At 38.0% G+C, this 25,837-nt stretch carries 22 protein-coding genes and 1 riboswitch; of the genes, 9 read left to right on the forward strand and 13 right to left on the reverse strand.

The window, feature by feature from the left end; genetic code table 11:
• Nucleotides 1-162 precede the first annotated feature (162 nt).
• The 5 genes from murI to gmk form a co-directional block, all read right to left on the reverse strand.
• Entirely contained in the window at nt 163-972 is an 810-nt protein-coding gene (gene murI / locus AAX15_RS08015; protein WP_046939979.1) for a glutamate racemase, read from the reverse strand.
• Between the two features lie 29 nt (nt 973-1,001).
• On the reverse strand, nt 1,002-3,083 hold the full coding sequence (recG, locus tag AAX15_RS08020) for an ATP-dependent DNA helicase RecG (protein ID WP_046939980.1): 2,082 nt from the start codon (nt 3,081-3,083) through the stop codon (nt 1,002-1,004).
• Nucleotides 3,080-5,194, reverse strand: coding sequence for a bifunctional GTP diphosphokinase/guanosine-3',5'-bis pyrophosphate 3'-pyrophosphohydrolase (gene spoT, locus AAX15_RS08025; protein WP_046939981.1), 2,115 nt, complete (start codon nt 5,192-5,194; stop codon nt 3,080-3,082). The genes recG and spoT overlap by 4 nt, the downstream gene beginning before the upstream one ends.
• A gap of 72 nt (nt 5,195-5,266) precedes the next feature.
• On the reverse strand, nt 5,267-5,533 hold the full coding sequence (rpoZ, locus tag AAX15_RS08030; protein ID WP_005625717.1) for a DNA-directed RNA polymerase subunit omega: 267 nt from the start codon (nt 5,531-5,533) through the stop codon (nt 5,267-5,269).
• A gap of 62 nt (nt 5,534-5,595) precedes the next feature.
• Nucleotides 5,596-6,222, reverse strand: coding sequence for a guanylate kinase (gene gmk / locus AAX15_RS08035; protein WP_005643682.1), 627 nt, complete (start codon nt 6,220-6,222; stop codon nt 5,596-5,598).
• Nucleotides 6,223-6,472: 250 nt separating this feature from the next.
• Between gmk and gap the strand changes: the two genes are divergently transcribed.
• Nucleotides 6,473-7,492: a type I glyceraldehyde-3-phosphate dehydrogenase gene (gene gap / locus AAX15_RS08040; RefSeq protein WP_046939982.1), complete on the forward strand. Its 1,020-nt coding sequence runs from the start codon at nt 6,473-6,475 to the stop codon at nt 7,490-7,492.
• Nucleotides 7,493-7,685: 193 nt separating this feature from the next.
• Nucleotides 7,686-9,494 carry an AMP-dependent synthetase/ligase gene (locus AAX15_RS08045; RefSeq protein WP_046939983.1) on the forward strand — a complete coding sequence of 603 codons (1,809 nt, stop codon included), beginning with the start codon at nt 7,686-7,688 and terminating at the stop codon, nt 9,492-9,494.
• A gap of 37 nt (nt 9,495-9,531) precedes the next feature.
• On the opposite strand, the gene AAX15_RS08050 is transcribed toward AAX15_RS08045, so the two are convergent.
• The 3 genes from AAX15_RS08050 to AAX15_RS08060 are packed head-to-tail and all read right to left on the reverse strand — an operon-like array spanning nt 9,532 to nt 11,884.
• Nucleotides 9,532-10,317: a Cof-type HAD-IIB family hydrolase gene (locus tag AAX15_RS08050; RefSeq protein WP_046939984.1), complete on the reverse strand. Its 786-nt coding sequence runs from the start codon at nt 10,315-10,317 to the stop codon at nt 9,532-9,534.
• A gap of 18 nt (nt 10,318-10,335) precedes the next feature.
• Complete coding sequence (gene ybeY / locus AAX15_RS08055) at nt 10,336-10,800, reverse strand: rRNA maturation RNase YbeY (RefSeq protein WP_046939985.1); 465 nt, start codon at nt 10,798-10,800, stop codon at nt 10,336-10,338.
• A gap of 1 nt (nt 10,801) precedes the next feature.
• The gene (locus AAX15_RS08060; RefSeq protein WP_046939986.1) at nt 10,802-11,884 is read right to left on the reverse strand and encodes a PhoH family protein; all 1,083 of its coding nucleotides are present in this window, start codon (nt 11,882-11,884) and stop codon (nt 10,802-10,804) included.
• A gap of 134 nt (nt 11,885-12,018) precedes the next feature.
• Between AAX15_RS08060 and AAX15_RS08065 the strand changes: the two genes are divergently transcribed.
• The 4 genes from AAX15_RS08065 to fbpC all read left to right on the forward strand — a co-directional run bounded on the left by AAX15_RS08065 (nt 12,019) and on the right by fbpC (nt 17,379).
• Nucleotides 12,019-13,566 carry a class I SAM-dependent methyltransferase gene (locus tag AAX15_RS08065; RefSeq protein ID WP_046939987.1) on the forward strand — a complete coding sequence of 516 codons (1,548 nt, stop codon included), beginning with the start codon at nt 12,019-12,021 and terminating at the stop codon, nt 13,564-13,566.
• 166 nt (nt 13,567-13,732) lie between these two features.
• Nucleotides 13,733-14,731, forward strand: a complete 999-nt coding sequence (locus AAX15_RS08070; RefSeq protein WP_046939988.1) for an iron ABC transporter substrate-binding protein — start codon at nt 13,733-13,735, stop codon at nt 14,729-14,731.
• Nucleotides 14,732-14,801: 70 nt separating this feature from the next.
• Nucleotides 14,802-16,322: an ABC transporter permease gene (locus tag AAX15_RS08075; protein WP_046939989.1), complete on the forward strand. Its 1,521-nt coding sequence runs from the start codon at nt 14,802-14,804 to the stop codon at nt 16,320-16,322.
• Complete coding sequence (fbpC, locus tag AAX15_RS08080; RefSeq protein WP_046939990.1) at nt 16,309-17,379, forward strand: Fe(3+) ABC transporter ATP-binding protein FbpC; 1,071 nt, start codon at nt 16,309-16,311, stop codon at nt 17,377-17,379. The genes AAX15_RS08075 and fbpC overlap by 14 nt, the downstream gene beginning before the upstream one ends.
• A 35-nt stretch (nt 17,380-17,414) precedes the next feature.
• On the opposite strand, the gene AAX15_RS08085 is transcribed toward fbpC, so the two are convergent.
• Genes AAX15_RS08085 through AAX15_RS08095 form a run of 3 tightly spaced genes read right to left on the reverse strand, consistent with a single transcriptional unit; the run spans nt 17,415 to nt 19,602 of the window.
• Nucleotides 17,415-18,095 carry a M15 family metallopeptidase gene (locus AAX15_RS08085; protein WP_046939991.1) on the reverse strand — a complete coding sequence of 227 codons (681 nt, stop codon included), beginning with the start codon at nt 18,093-18,095 and terminating at the stop codon, nt 17,415-17,417.
• 1 nt (nt 18,096) lies between these two features.
• Complete coding sequence (gene dapE / locus AAX15_RS08090; protein WP_046939992.1) at nt 18,097-19,230, reverse strand: succinyl-diaminopimelate desuccinylase; 1,134 nt, start codon at nt 19,228-19,230, stop codon at nt 18,097-18,099.
• A gap of 27 nt (nt 19,231-19,257) precedes the next feature.
• Nucleotides 19,258-19,602, reverse strand: a complete 345-nt coding sequence (locus AAX15_RS08095) for an ArsC family reductase (RefSeq protein WP_046939993.1) — start codon at nt 19,600-19,602, stop codon at nt 19,258-19,260.
• A gap of 134 nt (nt 19,603-19,736) precedes the next feature.
• Between AAX15_RS08095 and AAX15_RS09560 the strand changes: the two genes are divergently transcribed.
• Nucleotides 19,737-19,904, forward strand: a complete 168-nt coding sequence (locus tag AAX15_RS09560; RefSeq protein ID WP_196296046.1) for a hypothetical protein — start codon at nt 19,737-19,739, stop codon at nt 19,902-19,904.
• Nucleotides 19,905-19,912: 8 nt separating this feature from the next.
• Nucleotides 19,913-20,269, forward strand: a complete 357-nt coding sequence (locus tag AAX15_RS08100; RefSeq protein ID WP_046939994.1) for a hypothetical protein — start codon at nt 19,913-19,915, stop codon at nt 20,267-20,269.
• A 31-nt stretch (nt 20,270-20,300) separates the two neighbouring features.
• Here the strand turns inward: AAX15_RS08100 and htpG are convergent, their stop codons facing one another.
• Nucleotides 20,301-22,181, reverse strand: a complete 1,881-nt coding sequence (htpG, locus tag AAX15_RS08105; protein WP_046939995.1) for a molecular chaperone HtpG — start codon at nt 22,179-22,181, stop codon at nt 20,301-20,303.
• A gap of 121 nt (nt 22,182-22,302) precedes the next feature.
• Nucleotides 22,303-23,364 carry an ABC transporter substrate-binding protein gene (locus AAX15_RS08110; protein ID WP_046939996.1) on the reverse strand — a complete coding sequence of 354 codons (1,062 nt, stop codon included), beginning with the start codon at nt 23,362-23,364 and terminating at the stop codon, nt 22,303-22,305.
• Nucleotides 23,365-23,412: 48 nt separating this feature from the next.
• Nucleotides 23,413-23,502, reverse strand: a riboswitch (TPP riboswitch).
• Between the two features lie 120 nt (nt 23,503-23,622).
• Between AAX15_RS08110 and uvrD the strand changes: the two genes are divergently transcribed.
• Nucleotides 23,623-25,803 carry a DNA helicase II gene (gene uvrD, locus AAX15_RS08115; RefSeq protein ID WP_046939997.1) on the forward strand — a complete coding sequence of 727 codons (2,181 nt, stop codon included), beginning with the start codon at nt 23,623-23,625 and terminating at the stop codon, nt 25,801-25,803.
• Nucleotides 25,804-25,837: the final 34 nt, after the last annotated feature.

Raw genomic sequence — 25,837 nt, forward strand, 5'->3', positions numbered from 1 at the left:
CAACGACGCATGTGGAAACTTAAATACTTCACAACAGTGCGTCGTTGTGTGCGGTGCATTATAGGGATTTTCAAATCCCTTGCAAGTACTTTTTTGTAAAAATATTTAAAAAAATGATCTTTTGAATAAAGTTAATACAAAAAGGTCTATTTAACATCAATTTTAGTCTATTTTTATTACATCTAAAGATTCAAATCCCCATAGGTGTAAAGCTTTTTTAAATTGAGATTCTTCAGAAAAATGGTCGGTACAAAACATTTGATTATATTTTTCACCTTGAGCACGTATACTTTTACCATCGAGCAAATATTTTATCCGCTTAGCAATCGCCGCACCAGGATCCATAAAATATTTAATTTGTGGCAAGCACAAGTGAATTTCATCTTTGATGAGTGGAAAGTGAGTGCAACCTAAAACTAATGTATCTAAATCTGCCATGTCTGCCCACAGAGATAACTCATCTTTTAAACTAATTAGATCAACGGAATGACCACGAATTTTTTGCTCCGCAATTTCTACTAATTTTGTTGTTCCCAATCTCTCAACAACACAATCTTGCGCAAATTTATCAATCAAATCATCTACATAATGACGTTTTACAGTACCCTTTGTAGCTAATAAACCAATATGTTTTGTCTTTGTCATTTCTGATGCAGGTTTAATAGCGGGTACAGTCCCAACGATAGGAATATCAAAAGCAGCTCGCAAAGGAGGAAGTACAACTGTACTCGCTGTATTGCAAGCTATCACAATTGCATCTAATGGATAACGTTGATTAATAAGTTGGCAAACCGCTAAAGTACGCTGAATAATACTTTCTTCTTCTCGTTCTGAATAAGGAAAACCAGCATTATCAAAACAATAGAGATAATGCCAATTTGGTAATAATTTTTTGGCTTCGCGATATACGCTAAATCCACCCACTCCAGAATCAAAAAAGAGCACAGTTGGGCATTTTTCTTTTTTATCCATTTAAATCTCTTTGAAAATTGACCGCACTTTTAAGCGTTCGAGTAAATCTCTTTATTATTTAACCAACGACGAATAAGACTTTCCGCTAGATCAGGGTGTTTTTGGATAAGTGATTTTGCATAAAATTGCACCGTTGGTATCATTTTTCTATCTCGCATTAAATTTGCTACTCGCAATTCAGCAATGCCCGTTTGTTTCGTTCCAAGTACTTCGCCTGGCCCACGAATTTCTAAGTCTTTTTCCGAAATAACAAACCCATCTTGGCTATCTCGTAGCACTTGCAGGCGTTTTTGCGAAACTTTACCTAGCGGAGGTTTATACATTAGTACACAAAAAGAAGCCGTGCTACCTCGACCTACTCTCCCCCGTAACTGATGAAGTTGCGATAAACCTAAACGCTCTGCATTTTCGATAATCATCAAACTAGCATTCGGAACATCAACACCCACTTCGATTACTGTCGTTGCCACCAATAAATCCAATTCTGCGTTTTTAAAACGCATCATGACATCTTGTTTTTCTTGTGGTTTCATCCGCCCGTGCACTAACCCAATATTTAACATAGGTAATGCCTTAGTTAGATCTTCCCAAATCGCTTCAGCTGCTTGAGCTTCTAAAACCTCCGATTCATCAATTAACGTGCACACCCAATAGGCTTGGCGTTTTTCATTAACACAAGCATTTTTTACACGCATCACAATTTCAGCGCGACGTTCTTCAGAAACCACTACGGTTGTTATCGGCGTACGGCCTGGAGGCAATTCATCAATAATTGATGTATCCAAATCTGCATAGACGGTCATTGCCAACGTTCTTGGAATCGGCGTTGCCGTCATAATTAACTGATGGGGATAAAATCCTGCTTTTTCGCCTTTCTCACGCAACATTAACCGTTGATGCACACCAAAACGATGTTGTTCATCAATAATCACCAATGCCAGATCTGAAAACTCAACTTCTTCTTGAAATAAAGCATGCGTCCCCACCACCATTTGTACGGCACCAGTTTTGATTTTTTCAAGCTCTGCTTGTCTTGATTTTCCTTTTACTTTACCAGCCAACCAGCCTACTTCAATGCCTAAAGGCTCAAACCAATGTCGAAAATTATTCGCATGCTGTTCTGCTAGTATTTCTGTTGGCGCCATTAAGGCGACTTGTTTGCCATTATCAATTGCAGTTAAAGCAGCCAATGCGGCAACCAATGTTTTTCCCGATCCAACATCCCCTTGTACTAAGCGCATCATAGGATAATCTTTGATAAGATCTTGTTCAATATCCGACACGACTCGTTTTTGCGCATTAGTTGGTTGAAATGGCAAGGTGGCTAAAAATCGCTGTTTTAAATCTGTTTGATAATGTAGCGGTAAGGCAGAAAATTGCTGCGTTCCTAACCGCACTTTTTGCATAGCGAGATTATGCGCTAATAATTCTTCAAAAATTAATCGTTGTTGGGCAGGATGCTTCCCCTGCTCTAACATTTCTAATGAAATATCTGGCGATGGACGATGCAATAATCGCAATGCCTCTTTTAAGCTATATTGATATGGATTAAATTCATTAGGCAAAATTTCTGCAATCTGAACTTTGTCGAGTAATGCCAAAGCCTGATCCGTTAATTTTCGTAATGAATTTTGTTTTAGCCCTTCTGTCGTGGAATAAATCGGCGTTAGGGTTTCTTCCAATACTATGGGCGCATTATCTCGCACAATTTGATATTCTGGATGATGAATTTCTGGCATGTGGCGACCACGTTTCACTTCGCCAAAAGCCTTTACTCGCACACCAATTTGAAAACTATTACGCATTCCCGCATTAAAATTGAAAAAACGTAACATAATTTTCGATGTGCCGTCTGACAAACTGACCAATAAAATCGGGCGACGGCCAAAAGCGACTTCACAGGTTTGTACAATTCCTTCAATGGTAAAATATTGTTCGGGGCGAAGATTAGCGATTGGCGTAATTCGCGTACGATCTTCATAGCGAATAGGTAAATGAAAGAGTAAATCTTGCAGGTTATGAATGCCGATTTTAGCCAGTTTATTAGAAATGGCCGCACCAACACCAGAGAGGCTGGTCAAAGGTACGGCATCGAGAAGTTCAAGGCTCATAGCTCATTAATATTGCGTTTGACATTAACGACGCCAGTGATGCCTTTAATGCGATGAACGATATTGGCAAGGTGTTTGATATCTTTTACACAAACCTGCAAAATCACAAGCAATAAATTGTTCTCTAATTCTTCCGTCCAAATATTTTGAAGACTGCTTTCGCTCGCAGAAATTGCGGTCATTAAACTAAGCAAGGCATTCTGCTCATTCAATATTTCTATTTGTAATTCAGCCTCAAAATTCACCGCACTTTGAACATTATCCCATTTAGCCAACGATTGGCGACAAGCATTTTTCAAACTTGCACAATGTTGATGGTGTACCACTACTGTGTTTTCTTGTGTACAACATCCCACAATAGGATCACCAGGGATTGGATGGCAACATTGAGCAAATAGTGTTTTACCAACTTGCATTGGTGCAATAGTGAGTATTTTTGATTCAAATTCAAAATTCTGAGTATTAGAAGATTCTAATGGCACGCCCACAAATTGATGCGCAATGATGGAGGCAGACTGATTGCCTAAACCGATTTCTCGTAATAATTCATCTAAAGAAGAAAGCGCTAAAGCATCTAATACAGTGCTAATTTGTTGAATAGAAAAATCACCTAAATTATGAGGCTGTAATGCTGCATTAAGCTCAAGCTCGCCTAATTTCACTGCATCCTCTTCACAACGCTGTTTGAGATAATGGCGAATCCGTGTTTTCGCACGAGCTGTTACTACAAAATTTAACCATGCGGCTTCAGGATGCGCATTTGGATCGGTGATGATATTGACCGTTTGCCCAGACTCAAGAGCTTGCGAAAGCGGGTAAGGTTTATGCTCAACGGTTACGCCAACACAAGTATTCCCCACATCTGAATGCACAGCATAAGCAAAATCTACTGCCGTTGCGCCCATTGGCAATTCAACAATTCGACCTTTTGGTGTAAAAACATAAATTTCTTTAGGGAAAAACTCTGATTTTACATTCTCAATAAACTCAAACGAATTACCTACACTTTGTTGAATTTCGACCAAACTTTGCAGCCAGCGTTGTGCGCGAATTTGTGCGGTTGTACTATCGTTTTTACCATTTTCTTTATAAACCCAATGCGCTGTAATGCCCATTTCGGCGACTTGCTCCATATCCTCAGTATGAATATGAACTTCTACGGGAACACCTTTCGGCCCAATCATTGAAGTTTGCAAAGACTGATAGCCATTTGCTTTAGGTACCGCAATATAATCCTTAACTCGGCCAGGACGTGGCTTATAAAGATTATGCATTTGCCCCAAAACGCGATAACAATCATCAACATTTTTTACAATCACACGAAACGCATAAATATCCATGATAGAGTGGAATTCTTGATCCTTTATGCGCATTTTTTGATAGATCTTGTAAAGGTGTTTTTCACGTCCCCACACTCGGGCAAAAATGCCTGCGTTTTCTAACCGCACTTTAATCTCTTGTGAAATACGTTCGATTAAATCTTGTCGATTACTCCGCGCCACATCAATGAGTTTTTTCAATACCTCATAACGGTGTGGATGCATTGCTTGAAAAGATAAGTCTTCTAATTCATTTTTGATATGCTCAATACCTAAACGATGAGCAAGCGGACAATAGATTTCAAGCGTTTCTTTCGCAATACGACGGCGTTTATCTGGTCGTAACGAACCAAGCGTGCGCATATTATGCGTGCGGTCAGCAAGCTTGATTAACACAACGCGAATATCACGCGTCATCGCCAAAATCATTTTGCGAAAATTCTCGACTTGTGCTTCTTGGCGAGTACGAAATTTCAACTTATCGAGTTTTGATACACCGTCCACAATTTCAGCCACACTGGCACCGAACTCTTCTTTCAGTTGTTCTTCCGTATAAGGTGTATCTTCAATAACATCGTGCAAAAGCGCAGCCATTACCGCTTCGTGATCTAAGTGAAGTTGAGCAATAATAGAGGCTACCGCCACAGGATGGGTAATGTAAGGTTCGCCGCTGGAACGAAATTGTCCTTCGTGCGCATCTCTTGCAATCACAAACGCACGCTTGATGAGTTCAATTTTATCTGCGGGCAAATACCCTTGAATAATTCGATCTAAATCCGCAAACAGTTCCAAAGGAGACCTACTTATCGTTGAAAGAGAAAGTGCGGTTAAAATATCGTGATTTTTTACCGCACTTTTAAAAGATTATTCTGTAATTAATGCAACAGCTGCTTCTTCCGTTTCTTGCACTTTAGCCATTTCTTGGAATTCTTGTGCATCCATAATATCTTGATTAATCAAACCTTTTTCGATTTCACGCAATGCAATTACTGTTGGTTTGTCATTATCTTCTGGCACTAACGGTGCACTTTGATTAAGTTGTAATTGTCTTGCACGACGCGCAGCCGTTAAAATTAAATCAAAACGGTTACCAATTTTTTCTACTGCATCTTGCACAGTAACACGAGCCATAATTTACTCCGATTTGTCAAAAATTACTCTATTGAAAGGGCGTTATGATACTCAATTTCGCCCTATTTTGCTAGTAGCTGTTGAATTAACATTGCATTTTGTTTTTGTTGATAATCCTTAGTTAAGCGTTCCGATTGCAAAATACTTTGCAAATCTTTTAATGCTTTCTCAAAATCATCATTCACAATGACATAATCATATTCGTCATAATGCGAAATTTCACTTATCGCTTTTGACATTCGTTCAGCAATAACCTCTTCACTATCTTGCCCACGACCAATTAAACGACGTTCTAACTCTGGCAATGAAGGCGGTAAAATAAAAATGCTTTTTACCGAAGACACTTTTTTACGGATTTGTTGAGCACCCTGCCAATCAATATCTAAAAATACATCAATACCTTTTGCTAAATTTTCTTCAATCGCAGGTAAAGAGGTTCCATAATAATTTCCACCAAAAACTTTGGCATATTCTAAAAATAAATCTTGCTCAATGAGTGATTCAAACTCTTCTTTTGATACAAAATAATAGTGTACACCTTCAACTTCACCTGGGCGTGGAGCACGGGTCGTATGGGACACAGAAACCATTTTTTGAGTTGAACTATCTGATGCCAATAACGCAGAAATTAATGAAGATTTTCCCGCACCACTTGGTGCAGATAAAATATAAAGATTACCTTGAGACATAGAACATTTAACCTTCTCTAACAATTTCAGTCTATTATGCAGATTTCTCTATAAAAAATCATCAAAAGTGCGGTGATTTTTTACGGTACTTTTTTATTCTAATTATGATTTGATATAGATCACAAAAAAGTAGTAGGGTTTATAGTTTTATAAAAATGCTCGTGCTATACTCTGTGTGCTGTCTTACTGAGTGAGCAGTATTACTCAAAGCAAACAGATTTGTTTAACTTAAATAAAAGGTGAAAATCTTATGGCAATTAAAATTGGTATCAATGGTTTCGGCCGTATCGGTCGTATCGTATTCCGTGCAGCACAACACCGTGATGACATCGAAGTTGTAGGTATTAACGACTTAATCGACGTTGAATACATGGCTTATATGTTGAAATATGATTCAACTCACGGTCGTTTCGACGGCACTGTTGAAGTGAAAGATGGTAACTTAGTGGTTAATGGTAAAACTATCCGTGTAACTGCAGAACGTGATCCAGCAAACTTAAACTGGGGTGCAATCGGTGTTGATATCGCTGTTGAAGCGACTGGTTTATTCTTAACTGATGAAACTGCTCGTAAACACATCACTGCAGGCGCGAAAAAAGTTGTATTAACTGGTCCATCTAAAGATGCAACCCCTATGTTCGTTCGTGGTGTAAACTTCAACGCATACGCAGGTCAAGATATCGTTTCTAACGCATCTTGTACAACAAACTGTTTAGCTCCTTTAGCACGTGTTGTTCATGAAACTTTCGGTATCAAAGATGGTTTAATGACCACTGTTCACGCAACAACTGCGACTCAAAAAACTGTGGATGGTCCATCAGCTAAAGACTGGCGCGGCGGCCGCGGTGCATCACAAAACATCATTCCATCTTCAACGGGTGCAGCGAAAGCAGTAGGTAAAGTATTACCAGCATTAAACGGTAAATTAACCGGTATGGCTTTCCGTGTTCCAACTCCAAACGTATCTGTTGTTGACTTAACTGTTAACCTTGAAAAACCAGCTTCTTACGATGCAATCAAACAAGCAATCAAAGACGCAACTGAAGGTAAAACTTTCAATGGCGAATTAAAAGGCGTATTAGGTTACACTGAAGATGCAGTTGTTTCTACTGACTTCAACGGCTGTGCTTTAACTTCTGTATTTGATGCAGACGCTGGTATCGCATTAACTGATTCTTTCGTTAAATTAGTATCTTGGTACGATAACGAAACTGGTTACTCAAATAAAGTATTAGACTTAGTAGCTCACATTTACAACTACAAAGGCTAATTAAAACTTTGAAAAAATTAACCGCTCTTCGGAGCGGTTTTTTATTATCTAATAATTTAGTTTACGATCTAAAAATGAACAAGGGATCACTAAAAATAATTTAAAACAATCAATATTCTTCTAGCTTTTATTCCTATTTAAGATTATATTAGCGCACAACTGTTCGCTCAATGAAATAAAAAATAGGGTTAATATGAATCTCGATCTCCATTTTGTTAATCGTATTCAACAACAAGCCAAAACTCGTGCAAATATGACCGCACTTCGCTATAAAGAGCACGGCTTGTGGCGAGACATCTCTTGGAAAAATTTTCAAGATCAACTCAATCAACTTTCTCATGCATTGCTTGCTCACAATATTGACGTGCAAGATAAAATCGCTATTTTCGCCCATAATATGGAACGTTGGACAATCGCTGACATTGCGACCTTACAAATTCGAGCAATTACAGTACCTATTTACGCAACCAATACCGCCCAGCAAGCAGAATTTATTTTAAATCACGCTGATGTGAAAATTCTATTCGTCGGCGATCAAGAGCAATACGATCAAGCATTGGAAATTGCTCATCATTGTCCAAAATTACAAAAAATCGTGGCAATGAAATCTACAATTCAATTACAACAAGATTCTCTTTCTTGCTCTTGGGAAAGTTTTATTGAAACAGGTTCAAACGCCCAACAAAATGAACTAACCCAACGCTTAAACCAAAAACAATTATCGGATTTATTTACGATTATTTATACCTCTGGCACAACGGGAGAACCTAAGGGTGTCATGTTAGATTACGCTAATCTCGCTCACCAGTTAGAAACACATGATCTTTCACTTAATGTGACAGATCGGGACGTTTCACTTTCTTTCTTACCGTTCTCTCATATTTTTGAACGAGCTTGGACGTCTTATATTCTTCATAGAGGTGCAATACTTTGCTATTTAGAAGATACCAATCAAGTGCGGTCAGCTTTAACGGAAATTCACCCAACCTTAATGTGTGCCGTACCACGTTTTTACGAAAAAATTTATGCCGCCGTCTTGGATAAAGTTCAAAAAGCACCAAAACTTCGCCAAATTATGTTTCATTGGGCAATTTCCGTGGGACAAAAACATTTTGATTTACGTGCGAATAACAAAGCTATTCCATTCTTATTGAAGAAACAATTTGCTTTAGCGGATAAATTAGTGCTCTCAAAACTTCGCCAATTATTGGGGGGACGTATAAAAATGATGCCTTGCGGAGGAGCAAAATTAGAACCTGCTATTGGGCTATTTTTCCATGCTATTGGTATCAACATCAAATTAGGCTATGGCATGACAGAAACAACTGCGACCGTTTCTTGCTGGCATGATTTCCAATTTAACCCAAATTCAATCGGCACACTCATGCCAAAAGCAGAAGTTAAAATTGGGGAAAATAATGAAATCCTCGTGCGTGGCGGAATGGTGATGAAAGGCTATTACAAAAAGCCAGAAGAAACGGCTCAAGCCTTCACAGAAGATGGTTTCTTAAAAACTGGCGATGCGGGAGAATTTGACGAACAAGGCAATTTATTTATTACCGATCGTATTAAAGAATTAATGAAAACTTCAAACGGTAAATATATCGCACCACAATATATCGAAAGCAAAATCGGTAAAGATAAATTTATCGAACAAATTGCGATCATTGCCGATGCGAAAAAATATGTGTCTGCACTTATTGTGCCTTGCTTTGATAGTTTGGAAGAGTACGCAAAACAGCTCAATATTAAATATCATGACCGTTTAGAATTATTAAAAAATTCTGAAATTCTAAAAATGTTTGAGCAGCGTATTAATGCGGTACAAAAAGAATTGGCTCATTTCGAGCAAGTAAAAAAATTCACGTTACTTTCTCAAGCATTCAGCATCAAATTAGGTGAAATTACACCAACATTAAAATTACGTAGAAAAGTGATTTTAGAACGTTATCGTAAGCAAATTGAAGATATGTATAATTCAAAAGAATCAAAAAATTTATAACTAAAAGGCTCTCGTTTGAGAGCCTTTTTCTTGCCGATTATTCAGGAAATTTTTCTTCCAAAATTAATGCTAACCCATCTTCATTATTGGTCGCGGTGACTATATTTGCAGCTTGTTTAATTTCATCAGGTGCATTTCCCATTGCCACCCCAAGCCCAACATGTTCTAGCATATCCAAATCATTAAAATTATCACCAAACGCAATCACCTCATTGGTTTGTACGCCAAAATAATCTTCCAAAAAACGCACCGCACTTCCTTTGGTTGCACTCTTGTGCATCACCTCTAAAAAGTTAGCATGAGAACGACAAATACTCAGATGTGGAAATTTTTCCTTTAAAATAATTTCAATCTCAATGATTTCCTCTGCTTCCCCAATAATTTGGATTTTATGTGGCGAACGAGCCGCCACGTCATCAAAAGGATGAATTTCAATTTTGGTAACACTGCGTTCATAAATCACCCATTTATTTTCTACATCGCGAGCATGGCAATCATTATTTGTGTAATAATTCACGCCAAGCAAAGGGTGATCCGCCAAAACGGTATTAATGTCTAAAATATCTTTTGGATCAATTTGTACGCTATAAATTGGTTCAAGATGTTGATTCAAAATAAGCGCGCCACTAAATGCAACAAGCACATTATTCGTTTCAAGCTGTTTCCAATAAGGCAAAATACCCAAAGGAGAACGCGCTGAAATTGGCACAAAAGGAATACCATTCGCCGTTAAACGCTTAATTGCGGCAACAGTTCGAGGGGAAATGGTATGTTGAGAGGTTAATAAGGTGCCATCAAAATCACTAAATACCGCTTTATACATCATTACTCCGAATAAAGATTATTTCTCTGCTAGATAAGGATCATCAAAGCCTAATCCTTGCATAATTTGGGTTTCTAAACTTTCCATTTCTTCCGCTTCATCGTCTTCGATATGATCATAACCGAGTAAATGTAAGCTACCATGCACGACCATATGCGCCCAATGCGCCATTAATGGTTTCTCTTGTTCTGCAGCTTCTCGCTCCACGACTTGACGACAAATAACGAGATCCCCTAACAATGGCAACTCCACCTCATCGGGACATTCAAATGGAAATGAAAGTACGTTAGTCGGGCGATCCTTGCCACGATAAGTTAAATTTAATTCATGGCTTTCAGCTTCATCCACAATACGAACTGTCATTTCGACTTCATCCCCTTCTGGTTGAACAGCCGCTGTTGCCCACTGAGCAATCTGTTCTTCTGTTGGCAAACCCTCTATATTTTCTGTGGCAATTTGCAGATCAACGAATATACTTCCCATTTTACTCTCCTAAATTCTTTTCAATTTCTGACCGCTCTTTTTCACGTTCGGCTTTACGAAGCTCCGCTAATTCTTTGCGACGAATTTCATCTTGCACTTCCCATTCTTCGTATGCCTGCACGACTTTAGCCACCACCGGATGGCGCACAATATCTTTGCTATCAAAATAGTTAAAACTTAATTCTGGTACTTTTTCCAACACTTCAATAGCATGGCGTAAACCAGATTTTGTGCTACGAGGTAAGTCAATTTGCGTAATATCGCCCGTAATCACGGCTTTAGAATTAAAACCAATACGGGTTAAAAACATTTTCATTTGCTCAACTGTCGTATTTTGGCTTTCATCTAAAATAATAAAACTATCATTAAGTGTACGCCCACGCATATAAGCCAAAGGCGCAATTTCAATAACATCACGTTCCATTAATTTTTGCACACGCTCAAAACCTAACATTTCAAACAAAGCATCATAAAGCGGGCGTAAATAAGGTTCGATTTTCTGACCTAAATCCCCTGGTAAAAAACCTAGCTTTTCGCCCGCTTCCACCGCAGGTCTCGTCAGTAAGACACGACGAATTTCTTGACGTTCTAAGGCTTCAACTGCAGCAGCAACAGCTAAGAATGTTTTCCCCGTTCCTGCTGGGCCAATACCAAAACTAATATCGTGAGTTAAAATACTATGCAAATATTGAACTTGATTTTCGCCTCGAGGTTTAATCACACCTCGTTTAGTTTTAATCGTTGTACTGAAAACATTATTTTCAGCACGGTTCGGTTCAGCTTGAGATAACATTCGGCTTTCTTGTAAAGCCATATGCACATCTTCCAAATCTAATTCTTTCACTTTACCTTTTACGGGCGCAGTTTCAACATATAAATCTTGAATTAATTTCACCGCACTTTTTATCAATTTTGCATGATAAGGTTTTATATCCTCTTCCACAGTATCAATATTAAAAGTGAAATTATGACGAGCAATGACAAGGTTAAATTCTTTTTCAATAAGTTTTAGATGATCATCAAATGCACCGCATAAAGATTGCAAACGTGCATTATCTTGAGGTTCGAGAGTAAATGAAAGCATGAGGATACTAAGCTGGTGAAAATTGCAGTTATTCTAGCGTAATTAAAACCTCATGGGAAATAATCATCACTTTGTTTTCCCCCATATCCGCTCTATAATATGCACTCTTAATTATGTGACAAACTGGATAGATTATGACTGAACAAAATAACCCTTACGACGAACTTAGATACTACTCAAGACCCTTTTCTTACACGAGCATTGCGCTTTTGGAAGGGAATGCAACATTATGGGGATTAACACCACCAGCACTCAAAGGTGCTAAAGTATTAGAATTAGGTTCTTCTTTTGGTGGAAACTTAATTTCTCAAGCTGTTTATTATCCAGATACTGAATTTGTCGGCATTGATTTATCAGATAGTCAAATTACTCAAGGTAATGAAATCATCAAATCAATGGGATTAACAAACATTCGTTTAGAAACAAAAAATATTCTCGATATTACGCCTGAATTTGGCATGTTTGACTACATCATCGTGCATGGTATTTATTCTTGGGTACCTGATAATGTCAAAGATAAAATCCTTGAGGTTTGTCGTGAGAATTTAACGCCAAATGGTATTGCTTATATTTCTTACAACACATATCCTGGTTGGAAAAGCCGCGAAGTTGCACGTGATATTATGCTTTATGCAAATAAATACACTCAGGATTTACCGCTCTCTGAACAAACTCGTCGTGGCAAAGCCATTGTTCAATTATTCTCAGATGCAATTAAATCAATTGAGTCTGAAAAAAACAATAATAAGAGCCGAATTAATAACTTCGATAGTATTCAAACTAAAGGTGATCATTACGTAGCACATGAATATCTCGAATATCACAACCACCCTCTCTATTTAAATCAATTTGTTGATAGCCTACATCAACATCAATTGGCTTATATTGGCGATACGGATTTTCAACTTTCATATATTTCTTGGATGCCGCAACATCTCCGTGACATGATCAATCAATTATCCGAAACAGATTATGTTGCACGTGAGCAATGCCTAGATTATCTTTACGATGTAGCATTCAGAAGAAGTTTACTATGCCATGCTCATTTACAAGATAAAATTAACCGTACAGAAATCATTGATAAAGCATTATTGAATAAATTAACTTTTATTAACCAGAACAAAGAAAATAATCTGAGCAATATATTCAATAATAAAGACGCAGCAAGACTACTTGAACACTTTATCTATCAAGTAGGTCATTTCACTATTCAATCATTAATTGATCACGTTGCTGAATATAAAGAATTTGAAAATCTCACCGAGAATCAAATTTATTCTTCTGTATTGTTAGCTATAGTCTTAGGCTATATCAATGTATTTCTTACACCATATCAAACATATACATTTGAAGATAACAAAACCTATATACCAAAACGCTTTACTCAATATTCTCAAGCTTTATTAGAAGGTGCAAATCAATATATAGGAGCAGGCAATATGTATAACTGTGGAGTTGAAAATTTAAATGAACTGCATGTTTATATGATGTCTCAAATGGAAACACCGACCACTAAAGCGGCCCTCAATGCGTCACTCAAAGCATATTTAATTGAAAATGGCTACAAAGATATGAACAACAACGAAAAACTCATTGATGAAGAGTTTGATTGTTCAGGATTATGTGATTCTATTTGTACAGAATTAGCAGACTTAGGTTACATTCAACCAGCCCCACTATAAGCAAAATTCAAAGCAATCAATATATTGAAGTAGAGCTAATCGCTCTCCTTTTATTTTATTAAAAATAAAAATTGAGAATTATTTGCATTTAAATAGATTTGGAAATAGAATAAAGGTCATTCAGGCTTAATTAAAACATTCATTCTCATAAAACAAGGAGTTTTCAATGACATTCAAATCTTTCAAAATTGCGACACTCACTGCCGCGCTTACATTCTCCGCAAGTAGCTTTGCCGATATTACCGTTTACAACGGTCAACATAAAGAAGCTGCAAAAGCCGTAGCTGATGCATTTACGCAAGAAACCGGCATCAAAGTCACTTTAAATAGTGCTAAAAGCGAACAGCTAGCAGGTCAACTTAAAGAAGAAGGCGATAAAAGCCCAGCCGATGTATTCTATTCAGAACAAACCTCTCCATTTGCCGCACTTTCTGAAGCAGGTTTATTAGAACCACTTTCAGCCAATACGATCAAACAAACCTCTCACCAAGGTGTACCGGTTGCACCTAAAAAAGATTGGATCGCATTAAGCGGTCGTTCTCGTGTTGTAGTTTATGATCATACTAAATTATCTGAAAAAGACATGGAAAAATCAGTACTTGATTACGCGACACCAAAATGGAAAGATAAAATCGGTTATGTACCAACCTCTGGTGCATTCTTAGAACAAGTTGTAGCTATTGTTAAACTAAAAGGCGACAAAGTTGCGCTTAATTGGTTAAAAGGCTTAAAAGAAAATGGTAAACTTTACGCGAAAAACAGTGTTGCATTGCAAGCTGTTGAAAATGGCGAAGTACCTGCAGCCTTAATTAATAACTACTACTGGTATGCATTAGCAAAAGAAAAAGGCGCAGAAAACTTAAAAACTCGCTTGTACTTTATTCGTCATAAAGACCCTGGTGCGTTAGTCACTTACTCAGGTGCTGCAATCTTAAAATCATCTAAAAATAAAGAAGAAGCAAAAAAATTCGTGGACTTCTTAGCAAGCAAAAAAGGTCAAGAAGCCTTAGTTGCTGTACGTGCAGAATATCCATTACGTACAGATGTGACTTCTCCATTCAATATGGAACCTTATGCTAAATTGCAAGCGCCAGTAGTTTCAGCAACTACTGCTCAAGACAAAGAACAAGCAAATAAATTAATTGAAGAAGCTGGTTTAAAATAAGCCCGCTAACGTCGCAACTGTATTTTCACCAAAAGTGAAGATACAGTTGCCACATATAAAGGATTATCTTTTGACCCGAACTCCCCCACTTTGGCTCACCATCATTATTTTACTTATTGGTTTACCGCTCTTATTACCATTTCTGTATATTCTTTTCCGTGCGATTGAAGTCGGATTAGATCGTAGCCTTGAGCTTCTTATTCGCCCGAGAATGGCGGAATTACTGAGCAACACAATGCTTCTCATGATCTGTGTAACCATTGGATCCATTTTTCTCGGTACGCTTTGTGCATTTTTACTTGAACGCTATCGTTTTTTCGGCAAATCATTTTTTGAAGTGGCGATGAGCTTACCACTTTGTATCCCAGCCTTTGTGAGCTGTTTTACTTGGATTAGCCTCACCTTTCGAGTAGAAGGTTTTTGGGGAACGATTGGCATCATGACACTAAGCTCTTTCCCACTCGCTTACTTGCCAATTTCAGCTACACTTAAACGACTTGATCGCTCTCTGGAAGAAGTAAGCCTTTCACTTGGGAAAAGCCAAACTTACACCTTTTGGCACGCTATTTTCCCGCAATTAAAACCAGCAATCGGTAGTAGTTTATTGCTAATAGCATTACATATGCTCGTGGATTTCGGTGCAGTTTCAATTTTAAATTACCAAACATTCACCACGGCGATTTTCCAAGAATATGAAATGTCTTTTAATAACAGCACCGCTGCACTACTTTCCGCTGTATTAATGGCAATTTGTAGCATTATTGTGCTGGGAGAAACATTCTTCCGCGGTAAACAAACGCTTTACAACAGTGGCAAAGGTGTCACTCGTCCTTATCCAGTAAAAACGCTTTCTTTTGGCAAACAATGTTTAACCTTCGTTTTTTTCTCTAGCATATTCATCTTAAGCATTGGCGTGCCTGTAATTATGTTAATTTACTGGCTTATTGTGGGAACTTCACTCGAAAGTGCGGGTGATTTTTCAGAATTTTTATCGGCATTCAGTAATTCATTTATCATTTCAGGACTAGGCGCATTGCTTACCGTAGTTTGTGCTTTGCCATTGGTTTGGGCAGCTGTACGCTATCGTAGCAAATTAACCGTTTGGATTGATCGATTACCTTACCTATTACACGCCGTACCTGGCTTAGTTATCGCATTATCGCTGATCTACTTTACGATCAACTATGCCAACAGCTTATATCAAACCTTTTTAGTTATCATCGTGGCTTACTTTATGCTCTATTTACCAATGGCACAAACCACACTTAGAGCCTCACTTGAGCAACTATCTGATAATATTGAGAAAGTCGGACAAAGCCTAGGACGAAGCCCATTCTATATTTTCCGAACTTTAACATTACCCGCAATGCTACCAGGCATTGCGGCAGCATTCTCTCTAGTATTTTTGAATTTAATGAAAGAGCTTACTGCAACGCTTTTGCTCACGCCAAACGACATCAAAACCCTTTCGATTGCCGTTTGGGAATATACCAGTGATGCACAATACGCTGCGGCAACGCCTTATGCCCTAATGCTCGTTCTCTTTTCAGGGATTCCTGTATTTTTATTGAAAAAATATGCATTTAAATAAAATGATAAATAATCCGTTATTAACTGTTAAAAATCTCAATAAATTTTTTAATGAACAACAAGTTCTACACAATATTTCCTTTACCTTACAACGAGGTGAAATCCTCTTTTTGCTTGGTGCCTCTGGTTGTGGAAAAACAACATTATTACGCGCAATTGCTGGATTTGAACAACCCAATACTGGCGAAATTTGGCTAAAAGAGCGATTAATTTTCGGCGAGAATACAAATGTGCTAACACAACAGCGTCATCTTGGTTATGTGGTACAAGAAGGTGTACTTTTCCCTCACTTAAATGTCTATCGCAACATTGCTTACGGATTGGGAAATGGAAAAGGAAAAACTGATGAAGAGAAAATGCGGATTGAGCAGGCAATGCAACTCACTGGAATTAGTGAACTGGCAGAACGTTTTCCTCACCAACTGTCAGGCGGACAACAACAACGTGTGGCTCTTGCACGAGCATTGGCGCCGAATCCAGAACTAATTTTATTGGATGAACCTTTTAGTGCCTTAGATGAACATCTTCGCCAGCAAATTCGTCATGATATGCTAAAAGCACTGCGTCACAGTGGTGCATCAGCGATTTTCGTCACCCATGATCGTGATGAAGCATTACGTTATGCGGATAAAATCGCGGTTATCCAACAAGGGAAAATTTTACAAATCGACACGCCTCGTACACTTTATTGGTCGCCTAATCATATTGAAACTGCAAGTTTTATTGGTGACAACATCGTGCTATCGGCTAATCTTATTGATGAAAACACAGTTCAATGCCAATTAGGTAATATTCCTGTAAAAAACAAATCAATCTCGCTGAAACAAGGTAAGATTTTACTTCGCCCAGAACAATTTAGCCTGTTTAAAACATCGGAAAATCCAACCGCACTTTTCAAAGGGCAAGTAAAACAAATCGAATTTAAAGGGAAAATTACCACTATTCAAATTGAAATTAATGGCTACTCAATATGGATTGAGAACATCATTTCCCCTGATTTATCTATTGGCGATGAGCTACCAATTTATTTGCATGGAAAAGGGCTTTTTTACGCCTAAGAATAAAGCCTTATCTTCACGATAAGGATTTATTTTTAAACAATATATTCAGAAAAAATTTGTTCAAGATTTGATATTAAACAGTCTGCACCTAAAATATTTTCCCCTTTCCATGCCTGTTGTAAAATGTCTGGAGAAAATTGCTGACTCGCTTGTTCAGCTAAAGGCAAATAACTGATATGCCAAGGCTCCCGCCCCACTTTCTTATTGGACTGCATATTCATAAAAGGCAAAGCAAAATCAAAGTGCGGTAAATTTTCGGTAAGAAATTCACTCAATTCAAAGAAATAGCCGCCTTTTTCATATTCCCAAGGCTCCAATTGTAAAGATTGACCTTGTGGCAAAAGATCAGGATCGAAAATGTCCACTTCCGTTCCCCAATGATGACGGCTAGCCCCTGGCAATGCAGACCAACGTAAAATCGCCTGACATTTTTGCCAGTCATCTAATTGGCTCAACTCTAATGCTTTGCCTGCGTCATCATGGACTTTTCTCTCTCCCTTAAATTTGCTGTTCCAAATAAGTTGTTGGCGTTCAAAATCACGAAAACTGCTCGCAGGCTGTAAATTAAACCCATTTTTCGCCGCACTTTGTTGCAAACCTTGAAATGCTTGTACAGCTTGCATTTGCAAAAAATGATTTGATGAATGAGTTGTGGATAAATTGACTAAATGCTCACGGGACTTTCCTGTAAGCATTTCTGGGGTTAATTTCATTTTAGCTATCCAATAAATTCACTAACATTTTGTGATAAATTTCACCGCACTTGCCAAGATCTTCTACGCTGACCCATTCATTTACTTTATGAATTGTTGCGTTAAGCGGACCAAATTCCACTACTTCAGCGCCCATCAATGCAATAAAACGACCGTCTGACGTGCCACCACCTGTTTCAGCCTTTGGCGTTATGCCTGTGATTTCCTCAATAGCGGAGATTATCGAATCTAATAATTTACCTGGTTTTGTTAAAAACGGTTTGCCTGATAAATTCCATTCAATACGATATTTCAAATTATGTTTTTCTAGCATTTCAGCCACTTTTTGCTTGATGATTTCATCTGTTACTTCTGTGCAATAACGCAAATTGAACTGAATATATAACTCTCCTGGAATCACATTATTACTTCCCGTACCTGCGTGAATATTAGCAATTTGTAGGCTTGTCGGAGGGAAAAACTCATTACCTTCATCCCATTGGTAAGTCGTTAATTCTTGCAAAAATGGGGCTGCTTTATGGATTGGATTTTCGGCTAAATGCGGATATGCCACGTGCCCTTGAATCCCCTGAACATAAAGATTTCCTGTAATCGAGCCGCGGCGACCATTTTTGACAACATCGCCTAAGTTTTTAGCACTCGATGGCTCGCCAACCATACAATAAGTAATTTGTTCATCACGCGCCATTAAAGTCTCAACCACACGCACAGTACCATCTTTTGCCGCGGCCTCTTCATCAGACGTAATCAATAATGCAATGGTGCCTTTATGGTTAGGGTTAGCTTTTACGTATTCTTCTGCCGCGACAATCATTGCTGCAAGGGAGCCTTTCATATCCGCCGCACCACGACCATAAAGCATGCCATCAATAATCTCAGCAGAAAACGGAGAATACGACCATTGATTTTCATCACCAGTAGGCACAACATCCGTATGTCCAGCGAAAACAATAACTGGCTTACCCGTTCCGTGTTTTGCCCATAAATTCAACGTATCATTAAAAGGCATCCATTCAATTTGAAAACCTAACTTTTCTAAACGCTCTGCAATAATTTGCTGACAGCCTTCGTCATTCGGGCTAATAGATGGGCGACGAATTAAATCTTGCGCCAACGAAATCACTTTTTCTCTCATAAAAACTCCTAAGAAAATAACCGCACTTTAGGCAAAAGCAGCCTGATATTCCTTTTCATTAAAACCAATTAGAGCCTTCCCATCTTGTAAAATAATTGGGCGTTTAATTAAGGTTGGATTCTCAGCCAACACGGAAAGTGCGGTTGTTTTATCAAGGGAATTTTTAACTTGTTCATCCAAATTACGCCAAGTTGTACTACGTTTATTCACCAACACATCCCAGCCAAATTGAGCTTCTGCTTGGACTAAAAAATTCGAATCTAAACCATCAACACGGTAGTCGTGAAGTTTGTGTTCGATATTGTGATCCGCCAGCCATTTCAACGCTTTCTTCACTGTATCGCAATTTTTAATGCCATAAACTGTAATCATATTTTTCTCTCTTTTCTCGCCATTTAATTACAGCATTATACCTGAAAAACGAGCAATAATTCGATGAAAAAACAGATGAAAAAAGTCACTTAGTCAGGCATAATATTGTCAATATTCACAGTAAGGAGTCTCAAATGGAACTCACTTTTGAACAAATTTCTGATTTACTCAAAACGCAAAAAAAAGACAAGGAAGAATACGCTTTTAGTTTGGAAGAACGACAATTAGCTGCAAAAGCAAGTTCGGATGCTTGGCAAGCTATTTTAAATCATAAAATTGAGCCATTCGATTTTAAAAAATAGGGTTGATTATGCTGCCGACATACGATGTTTATATTGCTGAAACATCTGGGGATTATCTTGAAAAAGATCTTCTAAAACAATTTATCGTGACTTATCTAACTCAAGATGATCTTGATAAACTAAAAATGATTTTAACAAATATCCCGCAACTTAGACCGTTCTGGGGAAAAACAGGCTATAAATACATTACAATAAATAATATCTATTTTTTATATGAAGTGGCCGAAGACGAAAGAAAAGTCATTATTTTAGGTGCTAAATTTAATAATAAACGAAAAACATTTAATTTTGCGAATACGCTCAAGCAACAAAAAACAATGAAAAAATGGATTGAGGATTATCCTAAATACTATCCCAATAAATAAGCCCGATTTAATCGGGCTTATTTATTTTTAGTTATCCTAATAATTTATTTATGCGTTTAATAAACACAGCTGGATTTTCCAAAGATCCTCGCTCTGCTAACATAGCTTGTTCAAGCAACAATTCCACCCAATTAGCAAATTCTGTTTCATCGGTAATATCAGCCACTTTTTTCACTAAATGGTGTTCTGGATTAAGTTCAAAAGTGTATTTTACTTCTGGTACAGGTTGCCCTGCGGCTGCAAACAATTTCGCCATTTGGGTCGTCATTTGATCATTATCCGTAGAAACCACCGCTGGTGTATCCGTTAAATTGTGAGTTAAACGCACCGTTTTCACGCGTTCACCAAGCAAGTTTTTCACACGCTCAATAAAACTACCAAAGGCTTCATCTTGTTGTTTTTGTGTTTCAGATTCTTTATCGGCTAAATCGCCTAAATCCAAATCTGCTTTCGTGATACTTTGTAATTGTTTACCATCGAATTCAGTTAAATAACTTAACATCCATTCATCAATGCGATCTGAAAGCAATAAAACCTCAATGCCTTTTTTATTGAATAATTCCAAGTGCGGGCTATTTTTCGCTGCAACATAACTATCTGCTGTAATGTAATAGATAGCTTTTTGCCCCTCTTTCATACGCGAAAGATAATCTTCTAAAGAGACAGTTTGCTCACTGCTATCATTATGTGTCGAAGCAAAACGTAATAACTTCGCGACAGTTTCTTTGTTAGCAAAATCTTCTGCAGGGCCTTCTTTTAAGACTAAACCAAACTCTTTCCAGAATTGCAGATATTTTTCTGCATCATCTTTTACTAATTTTTCTAGCATTTGTAATGAACGCTTAGTTAATGCTTTGCGTAATGCAGCAGTAATTTTGTTATCTTGCAAAATTTCACGAGACACATTTAATGGCAAGTCATTGCTATCGATTAAACCACGCATAAAACGGAGATAATTCGGCATAAATTGCTCTGCATCATCCATAATAAATACGCGTTGAACATAAAGTTTTAAGCCATGTTTATGTTCGCGATTAAATAAATCCCAAGGTGCTTTAGCGGGCACATAAAGCAAACTAGTATATGCTTGATTTCCTTCAACTTTGTTATGCGCCCAAGTCACAGGATCAGCAAAATCATGGCTTAAGTGTTTATAAAACTCTTTGTATTCCTCATCAGAAACATCATTTTTAGAACGCGTCCAAAGTGCATCAGATTTATTAATTTTCTCCCACTTCTCACCGCACTCTTTGCCTCCATTATCGTATTCTTTCGTTAGCATTTCCACTGGTAAGCCAATATGGTCAGAATATTTACCAATAATTTCACGTAGACGCCATTCATTTAAAAATTCTTTTTCATCTTCGCGTACGTGCAAAATCACATCTGTGCCACGAGATTTTTTCTCAATATCCGCCACAGAATATTCGCCCTCACCTGCCGATTCCCAAAGCACCGCTTTATCCGCCTCTTCACCAGCTGCTCTGGTTTTTACAGTCACTTTATCTGCCACAATAAAAGCTGAATAAAAACCCACACCAAACTGCCCAATAAGCTGGCTGTTTTTTGCTTGATCTTGGCCAAGTGCGGTTAAAAATTCTTTTGTTCCTGATTTTGCAATCGTCCCCAAATGATCGATGACTTGCTCACGAGTCATACCAATGCCGTTATCACTAATCGTGATAGTTCCTTTATCCGCATCAAAGCTAACACGCACACGTAAGTCGCCATCACCTTCATATAAAGCAGGGTTGGAAAGTGCTTTAAAGCGTAATTTATCTGCTGCATCAGAGGCATTAGAAATTAATTCACGTAAGAAAATTTCTTTGTTGGAATACAAAGAATGAATCATTAATTGGAGAAGTTGTTTGACTTCTGATTGGAAGCCGCGAGTTTCTTGATTTTGTGACATAATTTTTTCCTTCATAAAGATAAAAATTGAACGTCACAGATATAAGAATAAAAAAAAAGATTTCAAGGGGAAAAGCAAAGTGCGGTGAATTTTCACCGCACTTTTATCAGGCTAACATCAATTACTCTTTTCTTTCCTTCACATTTTCAACCCAGCGTTCTATTAATCGTTTTGCCTCTTGATCCGAACCAAATTTGATGAAATCAATATCAATCAATTTAAGTTTCGCAGGATCTGAAAGATGTGGATGCGCTTTGGCATGAATATTTGTTGGCAGTTGGTAAGAATCCGCCTCACGCCAAGGAATTTCTTGGGCTTCTGCAGAAAGAACAAAATCGACAAAGCGTTTAGCGTTATCTAAATTTCGTCCATTTTTAATAATACTGACCGCCCCTAACGTATAGCCTGTGCCTTCACAAGGTAAAGCACCAATAACCGGTGCGCCTTTATCCTTTTCACGCACATAGGTATGCATAAAACCAACATCAACTGCGGCTGCCCCCGTAGAAATATTAGCCGTTGCTAATCCAGTTTTCGTATATTGAGCAATGTTTTTATCAAGTTCTTTCAAATAAGCAAAGGCTTTATCTTCGCCCATAATTTCAATTAAAGTTGTAAGAATAGTGTAGCCTGTGCCCGATACTCGAGGATCTGGATATTGAATTAACCCTTTAAATTCTGGTTTTAATAAATCAGCATAACACTGAGGTTTTGCAATATTTTTTTCAGCTAGCAGTTTTTCGTTCATCCCAATGCCAAGTTCCATAAGATAAATAATCGACGTAGTATCGCCACGTTGTTCAGTGAGCTTTTTGAATTGAGGCATAATTTCTTTTTGCAGAGGAGAACGATAAGTTTCTAACAAACCTGCATCTCGAGCCTGAAAGTGCGGTTCCAATGTACCGCCATACCACACATCTGCTTGTGGATTTTCTTTTTCGGCTTTGATTTTGCCTAATACAGTCCCAGTGCTATTACGCACAAACTGAGTGTCCACATTATATTTTTTACTAAAAGCGTGAGCGACTTTTTCACAAGTCGTGTTTTGGACGCTGCAATAAAGCACTAATTTACCTTCTGCTTGAGCAGGGGTTGATAAACTTAATCCTAATAAGCCGCAACCAAGCACACTGGAAAGTGCGGTCAATTTAAAAGAATTTTTTAAAGAAAAAGAGAGTGTCATGATGCATCCTTACTTATATGAATACAGAAAAAAGTAAGTCAGCCCTTTAAGGAGGAGAGATTAGTTTCCTACGCCAGTGCTAACTGTTTCAGGTTCACGGGTATTTTCTCAGCGATGTCCGCACCCCGACTAACCGCGAATCAATATAAGTTGTAATACTATTTTTGTAAAGTCTGATAAGTTTATGATTTTCTTGATTGTGATATAAAAAAATTAGACTTATAATTCCTGTAAATTTGAACAGATAAAAATTTCATCATGGATATTTCTGAATTACTTGACGGACTTAACGATAAACAACGCGAAGCCGTAGCAGCTCCTCTTGGTAATCACTTAGTGCTAGCTGGTGCAGGCTCTGGCAAAACGCGTGTATTGACGCACCGTATCGCTTGGTTAATTGCGGTAGAAAATATTTCTGAAGGCAGCATTATGGCAGTAACGTTTACCAATAAAGCAGCAGCAGAAATGCGTCATCGTATTCAAGCTACCCTTGCCAAACACGCACAACATCAATTATTTGGTATCTGGATTGGTACCTTCCATAGCATTGCCCATCGTTTATTACGAGCCCATCATTTAGATGTAGGATTGCCACAAGATTTCCAAATTCTGGATTCAGAAGATCAACTTCGTTTAATTAAACGGTTATTAAAATTACATAATTTTGATGAAAAAGCCTTTCCACCCAAACAGGCTTGTTGGTACATCAATAACAAAAAAGATGAAGGCTTGCGCCCAAACGACATTGAAGATTTTAATGATCGCCAAGAACGTGAATGGATTAAAATTTATAAGATCTATCAAGACACTTGCGATCGCGCAGGATTAGTCGATTTTGCTGAATTATTAATTCGGGCCTATGAATTATTTGAGAAAAAACCATTAATTTTGCAACGTTACCAACAACGTTTTCAGCATATTTTGGTGGATGAGTTTCAAGACACCAATAAAATTCAATATAAATGGATCAAAATTCTCGCGGGAGAAACAGGCAAAGTCATGATCGTAGGCGATGACGATCAATCTATTTATGGCTGGCGTGGCGCACAAATCGAAAATATTCAAAAATTCTTGAAAGATTTCAAAGCCGAAACAATTCGCCTTGAACAAAACTATCGTTCTACCGCCAATATCCTAAACACCGCAAATGAATTAATTGCAAACAATAGTGATCGTCTTGGTAAGAATTTATGGACAGAGGATGAAAAAGGCGATCCTGTGGGCATCTATGCCGCCTTTAACGAATTAGACGAAGCAAAATTTGTTGCTTCACAAATTCAGGATTGGGTAGAACATGGTGGAAAACTTGATGATTGCGCTGTACTTTATCGTAGTAATAGCCAATCACGCGTTATTGAAGAAGCTTTAATTCGTTGTCAAATTCCATATCGTATTTATGGCGGTATGCGTTTCTTCGAACGTCAAGAAATTAAAGATGCTTTAGCCTATCTTCGTTTAATTAATAATCGTCAAGATGATGCGGCTTTTGAGCGTGTAATTAACACGCCAACCCGTGGCATTGGCGACCGCACTTTAGATATATTGCGCAACTTAACACGCGAACGCCAAATTACCTTATGGCAAGCAGTACAAGTCGCGACACAAGAAAATATGTTGGCTGGGCGAGCCTCAACAGCATTATTGCGTTTCCAGGAATTAATTAATTCACTACAACTTGATACCGCAGAAATGCCGCTTTTCGCACAAACTGATTTTGTGATTAAACATTCGGGTTTATATGAAATGTATAAACAAGAAAAAGGTGAAAAAGGCGAAGTGCGTATTGAAAACTTGGAAGAATTAGTTACTGCAACCCGTGAATTTATCAAACCTGATGATGCAGAAGATATGACTGAGCTCACCGCCTTTTTAACTCATGCCTCTTTAGAAGCTGGTGAAGAACAAGCCTCTCCGCATCAATCTTGTGTAGAAATGATGACATTACACTCTGCTAAAGGCTTGGAATTTCCTCGTGTATTTATGGTTGGCGTAGAAGAAGGTTTATTCCCAAGTTTCCGTTCTTTTGAAGAACCTGGGCGTTTAGAAGAAGAACGTCGTTTAGCTTACGTCGGTATTACTCGAGCGAAGAAAAAACTGACCATCTCTTATGCGGAAAGCCGTCGATTATATGCCAAAGAAGAACGTCATTTACCATCACGCTTTATTGCGGAATTACCACGAGAATGTATCCAAGAAATTCGTTTACGAGGGACTGTCACGCGCGCAATGAATCTAGCAAAAGTCGGTTCATTGTCGAATACCAGTGCGGTCGAAAATGAATGGAAAATGGGTCAAAAAGTCAAACATGAAAAATTTGGTTTTGGCACAGTCATTAATGTCGAAGGATCAGATAACAATACTCGCCTCCAAATTGCCTTCCAAGCTCAAAGCATTAAATGGCTCATTGCACATTTGGCAAAACTGGAAAAAGTGCGGTAGAATCCAAGAGAGTTTTACTTCTACCGATTAATTT

The sequence above is a fragment of the Haemophilus haemolyticus genome (genome assembly GCF_001008275.1).
Taxonomy (GTDB): domain Bacteria; phylum Pseudomonadota; class Gammaproteobacteria; order Enterobacterales; family Pasteurellaceae; genus Haemophilus; species Haemophilus haemolyticus_P.

Bases quoted from the DNA above. Each gene is read 5' to 3' on its own strand.
- murI (WP_046939979.1), bottom strand. From the start codon at position 972: ATGGATAAAAAAGAAAAATGCCCAACTGTGCTCTTTTTTGATTCTGGA.
- recG (WP_046939980.1), bottom strand. From the start codon at position 3,083: ATGAGCCTTGAACTTCTCGATGCCGTACCTTTGACCAGCCTCTCTGGT.
- rpoZ (WP_005625717.1), bottom strand. From the start codon at position 5,533: ATGGCTCGTGTTACTGTGCAAGATGCAGTAGAAAAAATTGGTAACCGT.
- gmk (WP_005643682.1), bottom strand. From the start codon at position 6,222: ATGTCTCAAGGTAATCTTTATATTTTATCTGCACCAAGTGGTGCGGGA.
- gap (WP_046939982.1), top strand. From the start codon at position 6,473: ATGGCAATTAAAATTGGTATCAATGGTTTCGGCCGTATCGGTCGTATC.
- AAX15_RS08045 (WP_046939983.1), top strand. From the start codon at position 7,686: ATGAATCTCGATCTCCATTTTGTTAATCGTATTCAACAACAAGCCAAA.
- AAX15_RS08050 (WP_046939984.1), bottom strand. From the start codon at position 10,317: ATGTATAAAGCGGTATTTAGTGATTTTGATGGCACCTTATTAACCTCT.
- ybeY (WP_046939985.1), bottom strand. From the start codon at position 10,800: ATGGGAAGTATATTCGTTGATCTGCAAATTGCCACAGAAAATATAGAG.
- AAX15_RS08060 (WP_046939986.1), bottom strand. From the start codon at position 11,884: ATGCTTTCATTTACTCTCGAACCTCAAGATAATGCACGTTTGCAATCT.
- AAX15_RS08065 (WP_046939987.1), top strand. From the start codon at position 12,019: ATGACTGAACAAAATAACCCTTACGACGAACTTAGATACTACTCAAGA.
- AAX15_RS08070 (WP_046939988.1), top strand. From the start codon at position 13,733: ATGACATTCAAATCTTTCAAAATTGCGACACTCACTGCCGCGCTTACA.
- fbpC (WP_046939990.1), top strand. From the start codon at position 16,309: ATGCATTTAAATAAAATGATAAATAATCCGTTATTAACTGTTAAAAAT.
- AAX15_RS08085 (WP_046939991.1), bottom strand. From the start codon at position 18,095: ATGAAATTAACCCCAGAAATGCTTACAGGAAAGTCCCGTGAGCATTTA.
- dapE (WP_046939992.1), bottom strand. From the start codon at position 19,230: ATGAGAGAAAAAGTGATTTCGTTGGCGCAAGATTTAATTCGTCGCCCA.
- AAX15_RS08095 (WP_046939993.1), bottom strand. From the start codon at position 19,602: ATGATTACAGTTTATGGCATTAAAAATTGCGATACAGTGAAGAAAGCG.
- AAX15_RS09560 (WP_196296046.1), top strand. From the start codon at position 19,737: ATGGAACTCACTTTTGAACAAATTTCTGATTTACTCAAAACGCAAAAA.
- AAX15_RS08100 (WP_046939994.1), top strand. From the start codon at position 19,913: ATGCTGCCGACATACGATGTTTATATTGCTGAAACATCTGGGGATTAT.
- htpG (WP_046939995.1), bottom strand. From the start codon at position 22,181: ATGTCACAAAATCAAGAAACTCGCGGCTTCCAATCAGAAGTCAAACAA.
- AAX15_RS08110 (WP_046939996.1), bottom strand. From the start codon at position 23,364: ATGACACTCTCTTTTTCTTTAAAAAATTCTTTTAAATTGACCGCACTT.
- uvrD (WP_046939997.1), top strand. From the start codon at position 23,623: ATGGATATTTCTGAATTACTTGACGGACTTAACGATAAACAACGCGAA.